Genomic DNA, 16,036 nt, shown 5'->3' with positions numbered 1-16,036 from the left:
CCCTTCCCCTATACATCAATGCCGTCGATTAGCATTTCAGTTAAGCCCTTACCGGCTTTAACCATCGGCCAAACGTTAGTTTCACGGTCAGTCATAAAATCAAGGAACACTAGACGATCCTTGTGTGCACCGAAAAAGGCCTCACGCAAGGCCGGCTCCACATCCGCCACCTTGGTCACTTGAATCCCCACATGACCATAGCTCTCTGCCAACTTCACAAAGTCGGGCAATGAATCCATATAGGACTCGGAATAGCGTGACTCATAATCAAGCTCTTGCCACTGCCTGACCATGCCGAGATAACGGTTATTTAAACAAATGATTTTCGGGGTAAAACCGTACTGCTTACACGTGGCGAGCTCCTGAATATTCATCTGAATCGAGCCTTCACCAGTGATGCAAGCAAACATCCCGTCAGGATTTGCCATTTGCGCACCCATGGCATAAGGTAAGCCCACGCCCATCGTACCCAAGCCGCCAGAATTTAACCAACGACGCGGCTTTTCAAAGCCATAGTACTGCGCAGCAAACATCTGGTGCTGCCCTACATCAGAGGTAACAAAGGCCTCGCCACCAGTCACTTCCCATAGCTTTTCAACCACAAATTGAGGCTTAATCACATCATCTGACAGTGTATAAGCTAAGCACTTACGCTCACGCCACTCATTAATCTGCTGCCACCAAGCCTCAATATTTTTAGCAGGCTTGTCTGGATTATCTCGCAATGCGCGGAGCTGGGCGTTCATCTCCTGCAGCACGTCTTTGACATTACCCACAATTGGCAAGTCCGCACGTACACGCTTAGAAATTGAAGATGGATCCACGTCAATATGAATCACCTTACGTGGCACCTGTCCAAAATGCTTAGGATTGGCAACCACGCGGTCATCAAAACGCGCACCCACACAAATCAGCACATCGCTGTTTTGCATGGACATATTGGCCTCATAGGTACCATGCATCCCCGGCATCCCGACATAATTAGGATGACTCGCATTAAGACCGCCTAAGGCCATGAGGGTTGTAGTACAAGGCGCTCCTAATAAATCAACAAACTCTCGCAGCTCATCGGCCGCATTGGATAAAATCACCCCACCGCCGGCATACACCATCGGTCGAGAGGCAGCGCGCAATGCGGTAATGGCCTTTTTAATTTGCCCCTGATGCCCCTTAACCACTGGATTGTACGAACGCATTCTCACCTCCCCCTTGGGTGGTGCATAGCGACACGTATCAACGGTAATATCCTTGGGAATATCCACCAATACCGGACCGGGACGACCGGTCGACGCAATATGGAAGGCCTTACGCATGGTGTCGGCCAAGTCTTTGACATCACGCACCAGGAAATTATGCTTTACGCAGGGACGCGTAATCCCCACGGCATCACACTCTTGGAAGGCGTCCTCACCTATCATTTTGGTGCCGACCTGACCACTGATAACCACCATCGGAATCGAGTCCATGTATGCGGTCGCCAGGCCGGTCACGGCATTTGTCAGCCCGGGACCACTGGTCACAAGGGCTACACCCACTTTATGAGACGATCGGGAATAAGCATCGGCAGCATGAATTGCGGCCTGCTCATGACGCACTAGAATGTGCTGAAAATCTTCTTGACTGAAAATAGCGTCATAGATGTATAGTACTGCGCCGCCCGGATAGCCGAAGATGTGCTTAACACCCTGTTCGGCCAGACAACGAACTACTATCTCTGCGCCCGTTAATTGTTCCATTTTTATGATCCTTTCATAACCAGTACGTTACCCAACTGAACTTGTGGTGCTTGACGTAGTCAACTAGCCGCCGCAGCGCTTCAACCCTCACAGAGGATCTCCACCCACAACAGATAATTGGCTCGAACAAGACCTTCAGCGGCTTGTACATCGCATTAAAAATATGCAAAAAAGTCAGAAACGGAGTCTGCGCATTCGCTTGTGGCGAGAAACGACAGATTTTTCTAAACTTAGGGCTATATAGCTCGATGACTTGGTGTGTAACTAGTCAACTATACTCAATGGGTAATTGAATATCTTCTGTCTATAAGTCCGTTGTTTTTCTGATAAAAAAACATAACTAGAAACATTAGCTCATTAGGATTAAAAAATCAATTCAATCGCCTAAATACATCATTTTTTTTAAAAAATCATGCATAAAACAACAGTATCGCAATGGCAATCTCATCAATTTTAGAAAATCGATTGCGCCCAAAAGTTTATAATAAAGCGTCTTTTGAGTCCTAATGATCAGGTGAGAAGCAGTGCATATTGCAAGCGATACGCTCAATAAATTTATCCACAGCCCGGAGCTATACTTCGGACTACGTAAGGCCTTCGGCTTATTTGTGGCCGTTGTGGTCTTTGTCGGCTTATTGCAGGACTACGCCCATGGAGTTGCCTTTGCCAGCGGTGTCTTGGCTATGTCGATTGTGGATCCACCTGCTGCCTACAGTCTACGAGCACGTAGTAATGAGCTTTTATCCACCTTGCTGCTATGTAGTGCAGGCACCTTTTTGGTGAACCTAGTCGGTCCCTATCCTGCGATTTCTTGGATTGTCGTCACCCTGTTGGTGTTTTTTTATACCATTCTGGCCGGCTACGGTAAATCTGGCATGTTGATTGGCTTTGCCGCCTTACTGGCGGTGCTAATCAATCATAATTTTGTCAAACCCTTTGATGAGGCGATGATACATAGTGTACTCACCTTGTTGGGTTGTACTAGCTATTGGTTTTTCAGCCTGAGTATCAGCTATGTGTTTAGAAAATACGAGCAGCGTCTCATTATTGCGACTGCGCTCTATGCCACCGCCGATTATATGCTGGCACGAGCCCGTTTATACGATATGGAGCGGGATTTGGATCAAAGCTTTCATCAACTGATTAGCCAGACCTCACGTATGATTGAGGCACAACAAGCGGCGCGCGATATGATTTTACGGCATTTGCCGAGCGCCGATGAGAGCAGTTCCTATGAACAACGCACTCGCTTGTGGAATATCTTTAATCGGATGGTGGCGATTATGGATAATATGGTCGCTACTCATACGGATTATCAATTTCTTCGAGAAAAGCTAGGCGAACATGATGCCTTACTGTTTATGCGGGATACTTTAGTCATTTTAAGCACCACCCTGCAACATGCTGCCACCGATTTGATTCGTAACGAACCGCTCTCCTATCGCAGTAGTGTCAAGGCCGAGTTGCGGGCGCTGGAGTTTGAGATTGAGCAGTTTCGGGCGCAAAATCTACCACAAGAGGACCCCGAAATTTACGGTTTAGTGATCCAGATTTATCGACGCCTTCGAAATACCCACTTTAATGTGGAGGAAATCAGTAATAATCTACGCTACGTCAAAAACTTCCAAGGTCCACCGGATCCACGCCAATCCGGTCTGCAACGCACAGCGAGCGCTAAGGAAGCAATCACCATCAGTCCCTCCTTATTGCAATTTCGTTCGACCAACGACTATTCTCTGTCGCGTCTAGTAAATCAGCTTAAAGACGGCTTGCGTTCACCGATTGTGCGCTATTCGCTGCGAGTAACGGCGGCAGTGCTGTTGGTGCAGCTGGGCACCGCTTTGGCACTACTCGCCCCCATTGATGGCGATACCTATCAGAACCTTAGCAATCATAGTAACTGGATTCTGGTGACGGTACTACTGATTATGCGTCCGGGCTTTACCCTGACCCAGCAACGCACGAGCTGGCGCCTTATCGGGACCTTGATTGGCTGCGTGATCACGATCGGACTCTTTGCCATTACGCACAATGATATTGTGATTTTGACGATGATGTTCATCGCCATGATTTTAGGCAATACCTATATTAAGGATAATTTTAAACTGGGATCGGTCTTTATCACGGTCTATATTTTGATTGGTTTCCACTACCTGACCCCAGGCTTTTACTGGTTGGTCGGTGAACGGGCGTTGGATACAGCGATTGCTTCGGTGATTACTTTTCTCTTTAGCTTTTTATTGCCTTGGTGGGAAAAGGATCAACTGCCACGCTATGTGAGTAATACCATTGACGCCCTTTATCACTATCTGCACGATACCATTGCCCATGTACGTGTATTACAAGCGCTACCCAAGGATCAACGGATGGTGGAACCAACGGAGCCCACGCTGCTGGCAATGCAATTATCGCGCAAGAAAATGCAAGATGCCTTTGCACTGTTTACCGATAGTTTAAACCGCATGATGAGTGAACCTGACCGTCGCCAAATGGATATTATTCGCTTAAACCGCATTTTACTGGAAGCTGATGCCTTGGCTAGTCAGATAAACTCCATGGTGCCGCTGATGAGTCAGTTTGATGATATTCCTACGGATTTGGAGAAAAACATCGACTATGTTTATAACATGCTGACCTTAAAGCCGTTTGAGGGACAAGATGAACCTCCTCCGCTTGAGTCGGGGCAAGACTATATCAGCATGCGCTTCCCGATGAAGCAGATGTACAAGGCCTCGCAGGTACTAAAGCAAGAAGCCACGGCGATGGGCTTGGGGTGATAATAGGCGTAGCAAGCACTCGTCTACGCTTATCATCACACCCGAGTGACCGTTTAGCTAGGCTTCAATCCTTCGCCCTAGGCAAGCATTTGTGGTAGCCACAACACCAACACTGGAAAGAAGATTACCAGTAACAACACCAACACAGCAACCAACACAAAGGGCCAGATCGTTTTAAATAAATCCAGAATATCTAGCTTACTCACTGCGGCTGCCACATAAACACAAGCACCCATGGGTGGTGTAATCAGGGCAATCGTAATATTAAAAGTTATCACTAAGCCCAAGTGCACTGGATCCACCCCTGCCTGTATGGCAACCGGCCATAACACCGGCGTCAACAATGTCAGCGCCGATACTTCCTCCATAAACATCCCGGTCACAAAGGTGATTAAACTAATCAATAGTAAAACGGTTGTTGGACTATGGATAAAAGGCGCAATCAGCTCACCAAATTGTGCCGGTGCTTGTACATAAGAAAGCAACCAACTCACGGTGGCTGAAGCCGCAATAATGAGGAAAATGGCCGAGCTTAAACGCGCCGTCTCAATGACCGCACTCAGCAATTTTGGCAGTGTTAAAGAGCGACTCAATAGCCCATAAACAGCAACATAGGCCGCTGTTAAGGCACCCGATTCCGTGGGCGTGACCTTACCAAAGACGATACCGGCAACAATAATAAATGGCGCAACCAAAGCAGGTAAGGCAAACAATAGACTGCGTAGCAACACCGACCAGCCTGCCCACTTTTCAGAAGCAGGTAAATGATGCTTATAGGCATACATGGCATTTAAAATCATATAAGCCACGCCGAGTAGTAAGCCAGGCACGACACCTGCCAAAAAAAGCGAACCCACTGAGGTATTGGTGAGTGCACTATACAGAATCATAAAAATCGAGGGCGGTATAATCGGACCGATCAGTGAGGAGCCAGCTGTCAGACCAGCAGCAAAGGCGGTGGAATAACCGTCCTTACGCATGGCCGGCACTAAAATCGAACCCAAGGCTGAAGTATCCGCAACTGCAGAGCCATTAACCCCGGCAAAAAATACACTACCTACGACATTCACATGCCCCATACCACCACGCCAATGGCCTACTAAACAGCGCGCCACGTCCATGATGCGTGTGGTCATGCCACTGGCATTGAGTAAATTACCTGCCAAGATAAAAAATGGAATGGCCATCAAAGAAAAACTGTTAATGCCATTAAAAAATTGTTGTGGCATCACTCTGGCGACCATCTCCAGATCCACAAAACAAAAGCCCACCAAGGAGGTCACTAAGAGTGACACAAATAGCGGAACGCCTAATAATGCATGCACAACAAAGACCAAAAACATGGTGATTAGCATTAGACCTCTCCTATTTGTTGTGGCATAGGCTTAGCCCCCCGCAACAACAAGCCAAGGGCAAGTAAGGCAAAACCAATCGGCATCGATAGCATCAGTAGGGTGCGACTCACACCCAAGGTTGGCGAACGGAACATGGACACTGACTGGGCGTAGCGCCAGCAAAGCCAAGCACCGACTAAGGCAATCACGACACCCAAAAACCATTGATAGCGCACCACCCAACGTGCTTTTGCAGGTGGTAGGAATCGTTCAGCTAAGGAAATCCGCATATGCTCGCCACGCAACCAGACACCCGCCATCCCTAACATGGCGGTCGCAATCATGGCATAGCGCGCTAGTTCATCGGTCCAGATCGGTGCTCCGCCAAATACGTAACGCATGGCGATGCCGTATAAGACCACACTGACATTAATTATCACCATCAAGGTGGCCACGCCGATGCTTAAGCGTGCAACACCTTCACATAGAGATGAGCGCATACTATCTTCTCACGATTTTATTTAAATTTAAACTAGTAGATCAAAGATGGCCTCTCGAACTCATCAAAAGGCCATCATGAAAAGCAAAGCTAGGCGATTATTTTAAGTCGTTTTTAGCTGCGTCCAAAAACTCCTGCGAGATTTTTTGATCGGCTAAGAATTTCTCATAGGCTGGTGCTGATTTTTCTCGGAACGCCGCTAGCTGCTCAGCGTTTGGACGAATCACTTCCATGCCATGATTTGCAAGGGTTTCAATCCGCTCCTCAACCTTAGCCTCATTGAGCTGGCGGGCATTTTTATTCGCCTCTGCCACGGCTTCCATAAAGGCGCTACGCGTTTTCTCATCCCAGGCCTCAATCATTTTTGCATTGCCGACTAAAAACTGATCGGAATATTGAATATTGGCCAGGGTCAAGTACTTTTGAACCTCGTGCAAGCTACCTAATAGAATGTACATCGGTGGATTCATCTGCCCGTCTGCCACACCGGTTTTTAAAGCCATATATACTTCCGTCCAAGGAATAGGCGTACCGGACGCACCAAAGGCCTCATACAGCGCCACTTGGCTCGGATCCATGGCACGGAAACGTAAGCCTTTAAAATCATCCGGTGAGGCAATGGCTTTTTTGCTATTGGTAAAGGCTAAAAAACCACCCTCTTCAACGACTGCTAACATTTTTAGACCTGAACGCTGCTCCAAAGCCTCGGATACCATGGACCAATACTTGCCTTCATCAAAGAATTGACGTGCTGTAGCAAAGTCCTTAAACATAAACGGGGTGGCGCTAACATACACCTCTGGCACTAAGGGTGAGACACCAGCAAAGGAGGCAATATTAAGACTCGGCGTCGTCATGGTTTGCTCCATACGCGCCTCTTCCTCACCTAGCATGGAGTTAGGATAAAGCTTCAACTCAATGGCACCACCGGTTTTTTCCTTGACCAGTGCCTGTAAATCAGCAGCAAAGGCGTGCACCGCATTTTTCTCCGCATCGGGTGCACCGTTATAAGAAAGATTAACCACTTGGGCAGACAATGCGCTGCTAGCATAACAAGCCAAGCCGGCCGCCAAGGCGAGTAGTGAACGTTTAAACTTCATAGGAGCTTCCTCATTGCTAAAAATAATCTCTGTGTAAGGTAAAACATTGAACCGCGTCTGTCAATTAGGGCAAGTACAAAGCCGCGTGGAGCAATTCCTCCCATACTTTATTTGAAGACTATGCACATTGCCACCCTCAAAATCTTCGCCCTTATTCCCAGTGCTCGGCCCACTATTCCCAGTGCTCGACTCACTATTCCCAGTGCTCGGCACGCTCTCAACGCCTCGAGCCTCTTCCTGTTTAAAACACAGCTACCTCCATAGCCATAAGCCATTTACCGCTCACTTCCTAAAGCCTGTACTTATCTAGCTATCACCGTATAATAAGATCATTGTTATTAACAACGCCCTTTCCTATTGATCGAACGAGTCATGACACAACACAAACACGATGCTTCCTTCTTTTTCCCCAACCCGGTTTCGCAGCGCTTTTGTAACCAATGTGGTGCGGAGCTTAGTCGCATTATTCCACCGGGGGATAATGAGCTACGTGACGCGTGTTTAGCATGCGGTGCGGTGCATTATCGCAATCCCTTGATCGTGGTTGGTGCACTACCGATTTATAACAACAAAGTCCTCCTTTGCAAGCGCGCCATTGAGCCGCGCTATGGCACATGGACCTTCCCGGCGGGTTTTATGGAGCTTTCTGAAACCACTGCCCATGGGGCTAAACGTGAAACCCTCGAAGAAGCCGGCGCTCAGGTTGAGATTGGTGATTTATTTACCATCATTGATGTGCCTGGCGCCAATCAATTGCATTTGTATTATTTAGCTCAAGCCCATAACGATCAGCTAGATCCCGGTATTGAAAGCTTGGAGGCCGCCTACTTTGATATCCAGGATATTCCTTGGAATGAGCTAGCTTTTAGAAGCATTCGTACCACCTTAGAGCATTATGTACAGGCCTTGGAAAGCGGTGATTTTGGGCCTTTTAATTACGTTATCGAATAAGCATGATGGCGCCACTTTATTTGATTGATGAATACAGCGATTTGCCCCCGAGCTACTTTGCCTTAAGTGATCCCGAGGGTCTAATTGCCGTTAGTCAAACAGTGAGCGCCCGGTTGGTGTGGCGCGCCTATCATCAGGGCTACTATCCTTGCAGTCCAATCGGTGAAGAGCTCACACTCTGGTGGGCACCTGCAGAACGCCTGGTGTTAAGACCTCATGAGCTACATCTGTCAAAGAATTTTAAAAAGCAGCTCAGAGCCATTCGCCGTGAGGAACAGCATGCTTACGCTGCTATTCAAGTGACGGTCAACCGATGTTTTGAAGAGGTGATACAGGCATGTGCCGCCATTCCAAGGCAACAGGATTTTGATGGTGGTTGGATTTCTGATGAAATTATTGAGGCCTACAGCGAATTACATCGTCACGGCATGGCGCATAGTTTCGAAACGTGGCAGGATGGTGAGCTGATTGGCGGTCTTTATGGGGTGAGTTTAGGGCAAATTTTTTGCGGCGAATCGATGTTTAGTAAGCTTTCCCAAGCCTCACGCATTGCCTTTAGCCATGCAGTGCCTTTTTTGGCACAACAAGGTATTCGACTGATTGATTGTCAACAGGACTCTGAGTATTTACGTAGCTTCGGTGCTACCTTAATCCCACGAGCGGATTACGAATTTTATTTACAACAATTAGCCTATGCCGCCGCACCCGTGCATTGGCCAAGCGGACGCATTTCATTGGACGGACAGTATATTCGCGCCGTATCAGCGGGTGAGGACAATGATGCAGTCCTTTAATCTCCACCTCTCCTCTCCCGTTAAGTGCAGCTATTTGGCGGACCAGCAAGCTAGCTCACAAGTTATCGTGCCTGCAAATCAGGTCAATGCCTCTTATTACGGTCCTTTGCTACGCCAAGGCTTTAGACGTAGCGGTGTTTTTGTGTATCGCCCTCAATGCGCTCAATGTCGTGCTTGTCAGTCGCTAAGGATTGATGTTAATCGATTCACCTTATCCAAACGCTTTAAGCGGATTATCAATAAAAACCGTCACCTGCATTGCCGTCGATTACCGCTGCGCTGGGAAGAGGCGCATTTTCAACTGTATCAGAAGTACCAACAACATCGACATGGTGAGGTGCAAAGCGAGCTCAGCATGCGTACGGATTATAAGGAGTTTATTCTGCAAAGCTATGTGGATAGTGCCTTGCTAGAGTATCGTGATGCCAACCATCAATTAAAAATGGTTTCCCTAATTGATATGAGTGATGACGGGCTATCTGCCGTTTATACCTTTTACGATCCCGAGGATAAAACAAGTTTGGGGCATTATGGTATTTTATGCCAATTGGATTTATGTAAAGTGGCAGCCAAACCCTGGCTTTATCTAGGCTATTGGGTCGAGGGTTGTCAAAAGCTCAACTATAAAATGGACTATCAACCCGTTGAGATTTTCCGAGACGGGACATGGATTCCTTATAATCGTGATTAATTATTATTTTTAGGGCGTCTTGTTATGCTTTCAACAATCAACTTTTATCCCCTGATACGACCGCTATTATTTCGCATGGATGCTGAAACGGCGCATCATAAAACCCTAACGATGTTAAATAACCTCTCCAAGATTGAGGTGTTAAAAAAATGTCTAAGCGCTGATATGCCACAAACGCCTAAAAAAGTCATGGGCCTGACCTTTTTAAATCCCGTTGGCTTAGCTGCTGGCTTAGACAAAAACGGTGAGTTTATCGACGCCCTAGGCACCTTAGGTTTTGGCTTTATCGAAGTGGGCACGGTCACCCCTAAACCACAGGACGGCAACCCTAAGCCTCGCCTCTTTCGCATTCCCGAAAGAGAATGTTTGATTAATCGTATGGGCTTTAATAATCAAGGTTTAGATAGCTTTTTAGCGAATGTACAAACGCATCAATACCGTGAATACGGGGGTATTTTAGGTTTAAATATCGGCAAAAACGCAGCCACGCCCATCGAGCATGCAGTTGATGATTACCTAATCGGTCTACGCGGTGTCTACGCACATGCTGACTATATTACTATCAATATCTCCTCACCGAATACTGAGAATCTGCGCTCACTACAAGCTGAGGATGAGTTAGATCGCTTATTAAAAGCCTTAGTGGATGAGCGTGAAGTACTAGCCCAAGCCCAATCTAAGCAGGTGCCTATTTTATTAAAAATCGCGCCAGACATTAGTCAAGAACAATGCATTGCCATTTGCAATATTGTGCGTCATCACCGACTAGACGGTGTGATTGCCACCAACACCACACTTTCCCGAGAGGCGGTGCAGGGCCTGCCACATGCAGATGAAAAAGGTGGTTTATCAGGTCCGCCGGTACATGCCATGTCACTAGAAGTGATTAAAACCTTGCGTAGTCATTTAGGACCTGATGTCGCAATTATCGGGGTGGGTGGTATTAGTCATGGACGCCAAGCCGTAGAAAAGCTGCAAGCGGGTGCTGATCTTGTACAACTTTATACAGGCTTAATTTACCAAGGCCCGCAGCTGGTTAAAAACTGTGTTCATGCGATCAAAGCTGCTGGTCTTTAAGCTCCAAAGCTAATCTGCAACCGCATAAAAAATACCGTCAAATCAATCGATCTGACGGTATGTTTACTTTGATGTAGGCTGCAACTCGTCTAAGACTGCAGCTACAAAGCTAAGTAATTACTTAGCAGCTGTTTTAGTAGCTGGTTTAGCTGCAGCAGCCGCTTTAGTTGCATTTTCAGTAGCTTTTAAAGTAGCACTTGTAGCAGCAGCTAAGTTATTTTGAGCAACTTCAGCCGCTTGTTTAGCAGCCTTGTTGATAGAATCGTAGGCGTTGCTAGCAGTAGCAAAGCTTGATTTCAATAGAGCGATAGCGCTTTCAGAACCAGTAGGTGCATTTTTAGCAAACTGCTCTAAAGCTTCTTCCATTTTCTTTTGAGATTCAGCTACTTGCTCTTCAGTAAGCTTGATAAGCTCTTTGCTTACTTCGTTCATGATAGCGTACACGTCTTGCGTATAAGCAACGGCTTTTTCAGCGTTAGGCTGAGCGATAGCAGCAACGTAGCTAGCAGCTTCTTGAGGGTCTTTTAACTCAGCAACTTGTTGAGTTTGGTCAGCAGCGTCAGCGATAGCGCTTTTAATAGCTTTTAGGTTTAAATCAACTAGTTTTTCGAAACCGCTGAATAAAGAACCCTGAACAGAGATAAACGTATCGATGGCTTCTTTTTGACGCTGTAATAATTGCTGTTGAACTTGGTTATTCATAATAAATTCCTTTTTAGTACGAGACAGTTTAAATGGGAGCACTTCATCGTTGATGCAGCATATTATGAATTCTATGTTGCATCGCAACAATTGTTATTATTCCAAAGAAGACACTCTCTGTCAAGTGTTTTGTTGCATTGCACAAACAGATTGGCAAAAAGAAATAATATATAAATCAATTAGCTAGCAGACCTTATACAAAACAACCCAGCTCGCGAGAGATGTCTTTGGCGGCACGTTTTAAGTCCTGACTCCACGCATATTGGATACGTGCAGCCGGCGCAGACAGGGAAAAACCAGCCACGACCCGTCCCTGCTCATTAAGAATCGCTGCTGCCAAACAACGCACCCCCTCTTCTAGTTCCTCGTTATCAATGGCAAAGCCCTGCTGATGAATCGCCGCTAATTCATTTTTTAATCGCTGCACTTCATTGACGCTTTTGGCGGTACTCGCCGGAATACCGGTACGTTGCACATAATCCAGTAATTCCACCGCATCAAAATCCGCCAAAAAGAGCTTACCTACGGCAGTTAAATGCAAGGGGGCTCGTCCGCCAATGGGTCGCACCACATGAATGCCTGATTGACCGCTCCAACAGCGTTCGATATACACAATATCATCGCCCTGTCGAATCGATAAATTAATGGTCTCACCCGTTTTTCTATGCAATTCCTGCATTTGCGGATAGGCTAATTCCTGAATATTGAGTCGGTTTTTAACCAAATGACCTAACTCCAACAAACGCAAACCGAGTTGATAGCGACCGCCTGGCAAATGCTCGACAAACTGAGCAAGCACTAAGTCATTTAAAATTCGATGACAGGTAGAAATATTTAAGTCGCTCTGCGCCACCAAATCCTTAAGACTCAAGGGCTCAGTTGATTGAGCGAGTAACTCCATCAACCGCGCCGCACGCTCAAGTACCTGAATCGAATATTTAGACCTACCCTCTGTCATCGCTGTCCGCCGACACTAGAAACTAAAACGACCGCCGACGCGCAACACCTCACCGCGCAAAAAGTCATATGCTTCTTTAAGCGAGCTCTCGTTTTTACCCTTAACCCCTAAATCTATAAAGCCAGGGGTATCACCTTGCGCCATTTTAGGCAAACTAAAGGTCGTCACATCAGGCCAACGGCTCTCAATCTCCTCTAATGAAGGCGCAATTCGTGACTCGGGGATATGATAGACATTCACCGCCAAGATTTTGGTGGGGTTATTTTGCAATGCCAAGTACTTATTATCCAGCACCCACTCAAACATCGCCCAAGCCATTTCAGGAAAACCGGGTACAAAGGTATGATCCTTAATAAAAAAGCCTGGAATACGATTATAAAAATTAGGTACAATCTCAGCACCCTCGGGAAACACCCCCATGGCTAAACGGCGCTGGTTTTCAGGGGCGCCCATATCCTGATCAATCTTACCAATGGCGGCGCGACTCATCACATACTCCATAATCAAGGCCTCAGCCTCTGGATGAAGCACTAATGGCACGCCGAGCGCCTTAGCCGCAGCCTCACGGGTTTTATCATCTGGGGTGGCACCGATACCACCGGTAGAAAAAACGATATCACCACTGGCAAAGGTTTCTCGATAAATTCGCACTAACTCATCTAAGTCATCGCCAATAAAGCGCGCCCACGATAAGTCCATACCTCGTGCACTAAGCAACTCAATCACTTTACTCAAATGCTTGTCTTGACGACGACCAGATAAAATCTCATCACCGACGATGATTAAGCCAAACTTTCCGGACTTAGGCATAGGGGCTCCCTTATGATTTAACATGTGTTAGTAAATTGCACATAATAATAGACGGCATTTGCGAATTCAGGTATAAATGCTGATGCAAAAGATTAATAGAAGTTTATCAAATCGCTTCTACACTACGGGTTTATCCATGTCTTTTTTTATAAAAGCTTTTGAACACATTGATGAAATTCAAGCGGCGCTTGCAGCCAACAATCAACGTATTGTGGTCTGTTATTGTGCCGCTTGGTGTCGCACCTGTGATGGCTACTTAGAGGCCTTTAAGGAACTGAGCCAGAAGTTTCCCGAGCAGGTGTTTTTATGGGTGGATATTGAGGATGAAGAGTCCTTACTGGACGATTTGGATGTAGAAAATTTTCCCACCATTTTGATTCAAGAAGCGGGCAGCAATCGATTTTTTGGCACCATGCTGCCTTATATTGCCCATCTGGAGCGGTTGTTACTAAATACGCAGGAGGGTCAGGTCATCAAAAGTGATGAGGGACCTAGAGCGATTAGCGAGCTACTAGCCGCAGGCGCGACCGATAAGTAGTCGCCCCAAGACTGACTTGATACGGCTTATTCTCGACTAGATTTTCTACCACCACCGAGCAAAACCGCCAACATTGGCTCTTGCCGTTCGTGTGAACGTTGTGGTTTGCCGGTGGCTGCCGGTGCATCACTTAGATCCGGCTCATACGGCTTATAGAAAAAGGCATCAATCGGTTCACGCTTCGCCTGCTGCTGATAGGAGCGACGTGGCTGCTCTTTTGCCCGCTCAATAAAGGTTTCAGGAATGGTTAATTGCGCTAGTTGCAGATCCTGCTTAACCAGCTCCTGGATATTAGCTAATAGCATTGATTCCTCGGCCTCATCATAAAAGGCAATGGCCGTCCCTTTGGCACCAGCTCGGCCCGTTCTACCGATACGATGCACATAATCCTCGGGATTAAAAGGCAAGTCATAGTTAATCACACAAGGCAAGCCAGCCACATCCAAACCACGTGCTGCCACATCCGTTGCCACCAATACCTGCACCTTAGCCGCTTTAAAATCCTCTAGCGTCTTAGTCCGTTCAAATTGCGAACGATCCCCATGAATGGGCTCGGCCGATATCCCCTCTTGCACCAAAAAGCGACTTAATCGATTCACTTCGAGCTTGGTATTAGCAAACACAATCACCTGCTCTGAATAATGCGTCATCAACAAATACAACAGGGCTGAACGCTTATCCTGCGCATTGACTTGATAGACGATTTGAGTCACGGTATCTGCGGTCTGATTGTTATTTGCCACGGTAATTTCAACGGGATGGTTGAGAATACTCCGAGCTAATTTACGAATATCGGGACTAAAGGTAGCGGAAAACAACAGATTCTGACGTTGCTTAGGCAAATAACTAACAATTCGCTCAAGATCAGGCATAAAGCCCATATCCAACATACGGTCGGCCTCATCTAGCACCAAGACACCCACTTGGCTTAAAGTGACATTTTTTTGTTCTAAATGATCTAATAAACGGCCGGGGGTTGCGATTAATAACTCGCAACCTTGGCGCAACTCATCCCGTTGGGGACGAATATCAACCCCACCATAAATGGCGGTGGAACGTAAGGCAGAGGTACTACAATAGCGCTCGACATTTTCTGCCACCTGATCAGCCAATTCACGGGTCGGCGTTAAAATCAAGGCACGCACGGGATGACGTGCAGGCGAAGTACTGTGACTCGCAAAAGGCATGATGCGATGCAAGACCGGCAAGGTAAATGCCGCTGTCTTACCCGTACCGGTTTGCGCCGCCCCCATCACATCACGCCCAGCCAATACGGCTGGAATCGATTGTGCCTGAATTGGGGTGGGCTTTGTGTAGCCACTATGAGCAATGGCTTTTAACAGGTCGGGATGTAAGCCGAAGTCCTCAAATGATAACTGCTCGTTGTCGGCAGCGGGACTGCTATCGGAGCTGCTTGAATTATTATTGTTATTACTTAAATGACGCTGCATATGGATTTGTAATACCTACTTCTCTATAAAATCTATGTTGTAAAGCTCATTTTACTACAGGGCGTCTTAGCTACCCTGATTAATAAAGAAAAAAGCAGATTCATCGATTAAGTTGCTGAGGAAACTCCCATTATTCACTCCTAATAAGTCACAATCACAGCCCCAATGCAAAGAGAATGATTCATTTAACATCAGCTATCGAAGGCTCTATTGCTAAGCATCACTCGCACGAACAGCTCTGCACGATAGTGTGGGTCCTGGCTTTTTCGTCCAAGATTGGTTGGGTATGAGGGGGGGGTGTAATTGTCGTTAAGAATCGGTGAGCTCAAGAAAAATAGATCTTATCTCTCTCAACGGTCCTTTAAACGCTTAAAGACAGCTAACATTTCAGGATCTAATAGCTGCTTCTCTAATGATTTGCTACGCTCACCTAAGAATGCTTCAAAATCACTTTCAGGAATTGCGTCGATATAATGGGCCAGTTTATTATGTTGAACACTGCGAAAGCCTAGATCTCGACTTGCCATTTTTATTCGCGCATCTTCAATTGAGGGTTTTAAATAAGGATTATCTTCAGCCTGACTGATCGAGACTTTTGCATAAAAGCAGTTAAATACC

The 16,036-nt window shown here is 46.6% G+C and carries 14 protein-coding genes and 1 pseudogene; 6 read left to right on the top strand and 9 right to left on the bottom strand.

Going from position 1 to position 16,036, the window contains the following annotated elements:
* Positions 1 to 8: 8 nt before the first annotated feature.
* On the bottom strand, positions 9 to 1,736 hold the full coding sequence (ilvB, locus tag HMPREF3179_RS09785) for a biosynthetic-type acetolactate synthase large subunit (RefSeq protein ID WP_070470984.1): 1,728 nt from the start codon (positions 1,734 to 1,736) through the stop codon (positions 9 to 11).
* A 524-nt stretch (positions 1,737 to 2,260) separates the two neighbouring features.
* Here ilvB and HMPREF3179_RS09780 point away from each other — a divergent pair.
* A complete protein-coding gene (locus HMPREF3179_RS09780) occupies positions 2,261 to 4,513 on the top strand; it encodes an FUSC family protein (protein ID WP_018026474.1) in 2,253 nt (750 codons plus the stop codon).
* Between the two features lie 77 nt (positions 4,514 to 4,590).
* On the opposite strand, the gene HMPREF3179_RS09775 is transcribed toward HMPREF3179_RS09780, so the two are convergent.
* From HMPREF3179_RS09775 to dctP, 3 genes are all read right to left on the bottom strand, one after another.
* Complete coding sequence (locus HMPREF3179_RS09775) at positions 4,591 to 5,868, bottom strand: TRAP transporter large permease (protein ID WP_036560764.1); 1,278 nt, start codon at positions 5,866 to 5,868, stop codon at positions 4,591 to 4,593.
* Entirely contained in the window at positions 5,868 to 6,347 is a 480-nt protein-coding gene (locus tag HMPREF3179_RS09770) for a TRAP transporter small permease (protein WP_036560761.1), read from the bottom strand. Before HMPREF3179_RS09770 ends, HMPREF3179_RS09775 begins: the two co-directional genes overlap by 1 nt.
* A gap of 97 nt (positions 6,348 to 6,444) precedes the next feature.
* On the bottom strand, positions 6,445 to 7,446 hold the full coding sequence (gene dctP, locus HMPREF3179_RS09765; RefSeq protein WP_036560758.1) for a TRAP transporter substrate-binding protein DctP: 1,002 nt from the start codon (positions 7,444 to 7,446) through the stop codon (positions 6,445 to 6,447).
* 372 nt (positions 7,447 to 7,818) lie between these two features.
* Between dctP and HMPREF3179_RS09760 the strand changes: the two genes are divergently transcribed.
* From HMPREF3179_RS09760 to HMPREF3179_RS09745, 4 genes are read left to right on the top strand one after another with little or no spacing between them, the layout of a single operon-like run.
* Positions 7,819 to 8,397 carry an NUDIX hydrolase gene (locus HMPREF3179_RS09760; RefSeq protein ID WP_070470982.1) on the top strand — a complete coding sequence of 193 codons (579 nt, stop codon included), beginning with the start codon at positions 7,819 to 7,821 and terminating at the stop codon, positions 8,395 to 8,397.
* Between the two features lie 2 nt (positions 8,398 to 8,399).
* A complete protein-coding gene (gene aat, locus HMPREF3179_RS09755; RefSeq protein ID WP_246824439.1) occupies positions 8,400 to 9,191 on the top strand; it encodes a leucyl/phenylalanyl-tRNA--protein transferase in 792 nt (263 codons plus the stop codon).
* On the top strand, positions 9,175 to 9,882 hold the full coding sequence (locus HMPREF3179_RS09750; RefSeq protein WP_026156835.1) for an arginyltransferase: 708 nt from the start codon (positions 9,175 to 9,177) through the stop codon (positions 9,880 to 9,882). The genes aat and HMPREF3179_RS09750 overlap by 17 nt, the downstream gene beginning before the upstream one ends.
* 24 nt (positions 9,883 to 9,906) lie before the next feature.
* On the top strand, positions 9,907 to 10,959 hold the full coding sequence (locus tag HMPREF3179_RS09745; RefSeq protein WP_070470980.1) for a quinone-dependent dihydroorotate dehydrogenase: 1,053 nt from the start codon (positions 9,907 to 9,909) through the stop codon (positions 10,957 to 10,959).
* 117 nt (positions 10,960 to 11,076) lie between these two features.
* Here HMPREF3179_RS09745 and HMPREF3179_RS09740 read toward each other — a convergent pair whose 3' ends face one another.
* The 3 genes from HMPREF3179_RS09740 to HMPREF3179_RS09730 all read right to left on the bottom strand — a co-directional run bounded on the left by HMPREF3179_RS09740 (position 11,077) and on the right by HMPREF3179_RS09730 (position 13,429).
* Positions 11,077 to 11,661, bottom strand: coding sequence for a phasin family protein (locus HMPREF3179_RS09740; RefSeq protein ID WP_018026482.1), 585 nt, complete (start codon positions 11,659 to 11,661; stop codon positions 11,077 to 11,079).
* A gap of 193 nt (positions 11,662 to 11,854) precedes the next feature.
* Positions 11,855 to 12,619, bottom strand: a complete 765-nt coding sequence (locus HMPREF3179_RS09735; RefSeq protein ID WP_070470978.1) for an IclR family transcriptional regulator — start codon at positions 12,617 to 12,619, stop codon at positions 11,855 to 11,857.
* A 15-nt stretch (positions 12,620 to 12,634) separates the two neighbouring features.
* Complete coding sequence (locus HMPREF3179_RS09730; protein ID WP_036560925.1) at positions 12,635 to 13,429, bottom strand: competence/damage-inducible protein A; 795 nt, start codon at positions 13,427 to 13,429, stop codon at positions 12,635 to 12,637.
* A gap of 82 nt (positions 13,430 to 13,511) precedes the next feature.
* Between HMPREF3179_RS09730 and HMPREF3179_RS09725 the strand changes: the two genes are divergently transcribed.
* A complete protein-coding gene (locus HMPREF3179_RS09725; RefSeq protein WP_225792204.1) occupies positions 13,512 to 13,967 on the top strand; it encodes a thioredoxin family protein in 456 nt (151 codons plus the stop codon).
* Positions 13,968 to 13,993: 26 nt separating this feature from the next.
* Here the strand turns inward: HMPREF3179_RS09725 and HMPREF3179_RS09720 are convergent, their stop codons facing one another.
* Both HMPREF3179_RS09720 and HMPREF3179_RS09715 read right to left on the bottom strand, forming a co-directional pair.
* On the bottom strand, positions 13,994 to 15,418 hold the full coding sequence (locus tag HMPREF3179_RS09720; RefSeq protein ID WP_070470977.1) for a DEAD/DEAH box helicase: 1,425 nt from the start codon (positions 15,416 to 15,418) through the stop codon (positions 13,994 to 13,996).
* A 350-nt stretch (positions 15,419 to 15,768) separates the two neighbouring features.
* Positions 15,769 to 16,036 (bottom strand): annotated as a pseudogene (locus tag HMPREF3179_RS09715) (hypothetical protein); the annotation flags it as partial.

It is taken from the genome of Oligella sp. HMSC09E12 (assembly GCF_001808505.1).
In the GTDB taxonomy this organism is placed as follows: domain Bacteria; phylum Pseudomonadota; class Gammaproteobacteria; order Burkholderiales; family Burkholderiaceae_B; genus Oligella; species Oligella urethralis.
This window is presented reverse-complemented; position numbering and strand designations above follow the sequence as displayed.

Excerpts from the sequence above, each read along its gene's own strand:
- dctP (WP_036560758.1), bottom strand. The coding sequence starts at position 7,446 with ATGAAGTTTAAACGTTCACTACTCGCCTTGGCGGCCGGCTTGGCTTGT.
- HMPREF3179_RS09735 (WP_070470978.1), bottom strand. The coding sequence starts at position 12,619 with ATGACAGAGGGTAGGTCTAAATATTCGATTCAGGTACTTGAGCGTGCG.
- HMPREF3179_RS09720 (WP_070470977.1), bottom strand. The coding sequence starts at position 15,418 with ATGCAGCGTCATTTAAGTAATAACAATAATAATTCAAGCAGCTCCGAT.
- HMPREF3179_RS09760 (WP_070470982.1), top strand. The coding sequence starts at position 7,819 with ATGACACAACACAAACACGATGCTTCCTTCTTTTTCCCCAACCCGGTT.
- HMPREF3179_RS09775 (WP_036560764.1), bottom strand. The coding sequence starts at position 5,868 with ATGCTAATCACCATGTTTTTGGTCTTTGTTGTGCATGCATTATTAGGC.
- ilvB (WP_070470984.1), bottom strand. The coding sequence starts at position 1,736 with ATGGAACAATTAACGGGCGCAGAGATAGTAGTTCGTTGTCTGGCCGAA.
- HMPREF3179_RS09725 (WP_225792204.1), top strand. The coding sequence starts at position 13,512 with ATGCAAAAGATTAATAGAAGTTTATCAAATCGCTTCTACACTACGGGT.
- HMPREF3179_RS09770 (WP_036560761.1), bottom strand. The coding sequence starts at position 6,347 with ATGCGCTCATCTCTATGTGAAGGTGTTGCACGCTTAAGCATCGGCGTG.
- HMPREF3179_RS09730 (WP_036560925.1), bottom strand. The coding sequence starts at position 13,429 with ATGCCTAAGTCCGGAAAGTTTGGCTTAATCATCGTCGGTGATGAGATT.
- HMPREF3179_RS09740 (WP_018026482.1), bottom strand. The coding sequence starts at position 11,661 with ATGAATAACCAAGTTCAACAGCAATTATTACAGCGTCAAAAAGAAGCC.
- HMPREF3179_RS09745 (WP_070470980.1), top strand. The coding sequence starts at position 9,907 with ATGCTTTCAACAATCAACTTTTATCCCCTGATACGACCGCTATTATTT.
- aat (WP_246824439.1), top strand. The coding sequence starts at position 8,400 with ATGATGGCGCCACTTTATTTGATTGATGAATACAGCGATTTGCCCCCG.
- HMPREF3179_RS09750 (WP_026156835.1), top strand. The coding sequence starts at position 9,175 with ATGATGCAGTCCTTTAATCTCCACCTCTCCTCTCCCGTTAAGTGCAGC.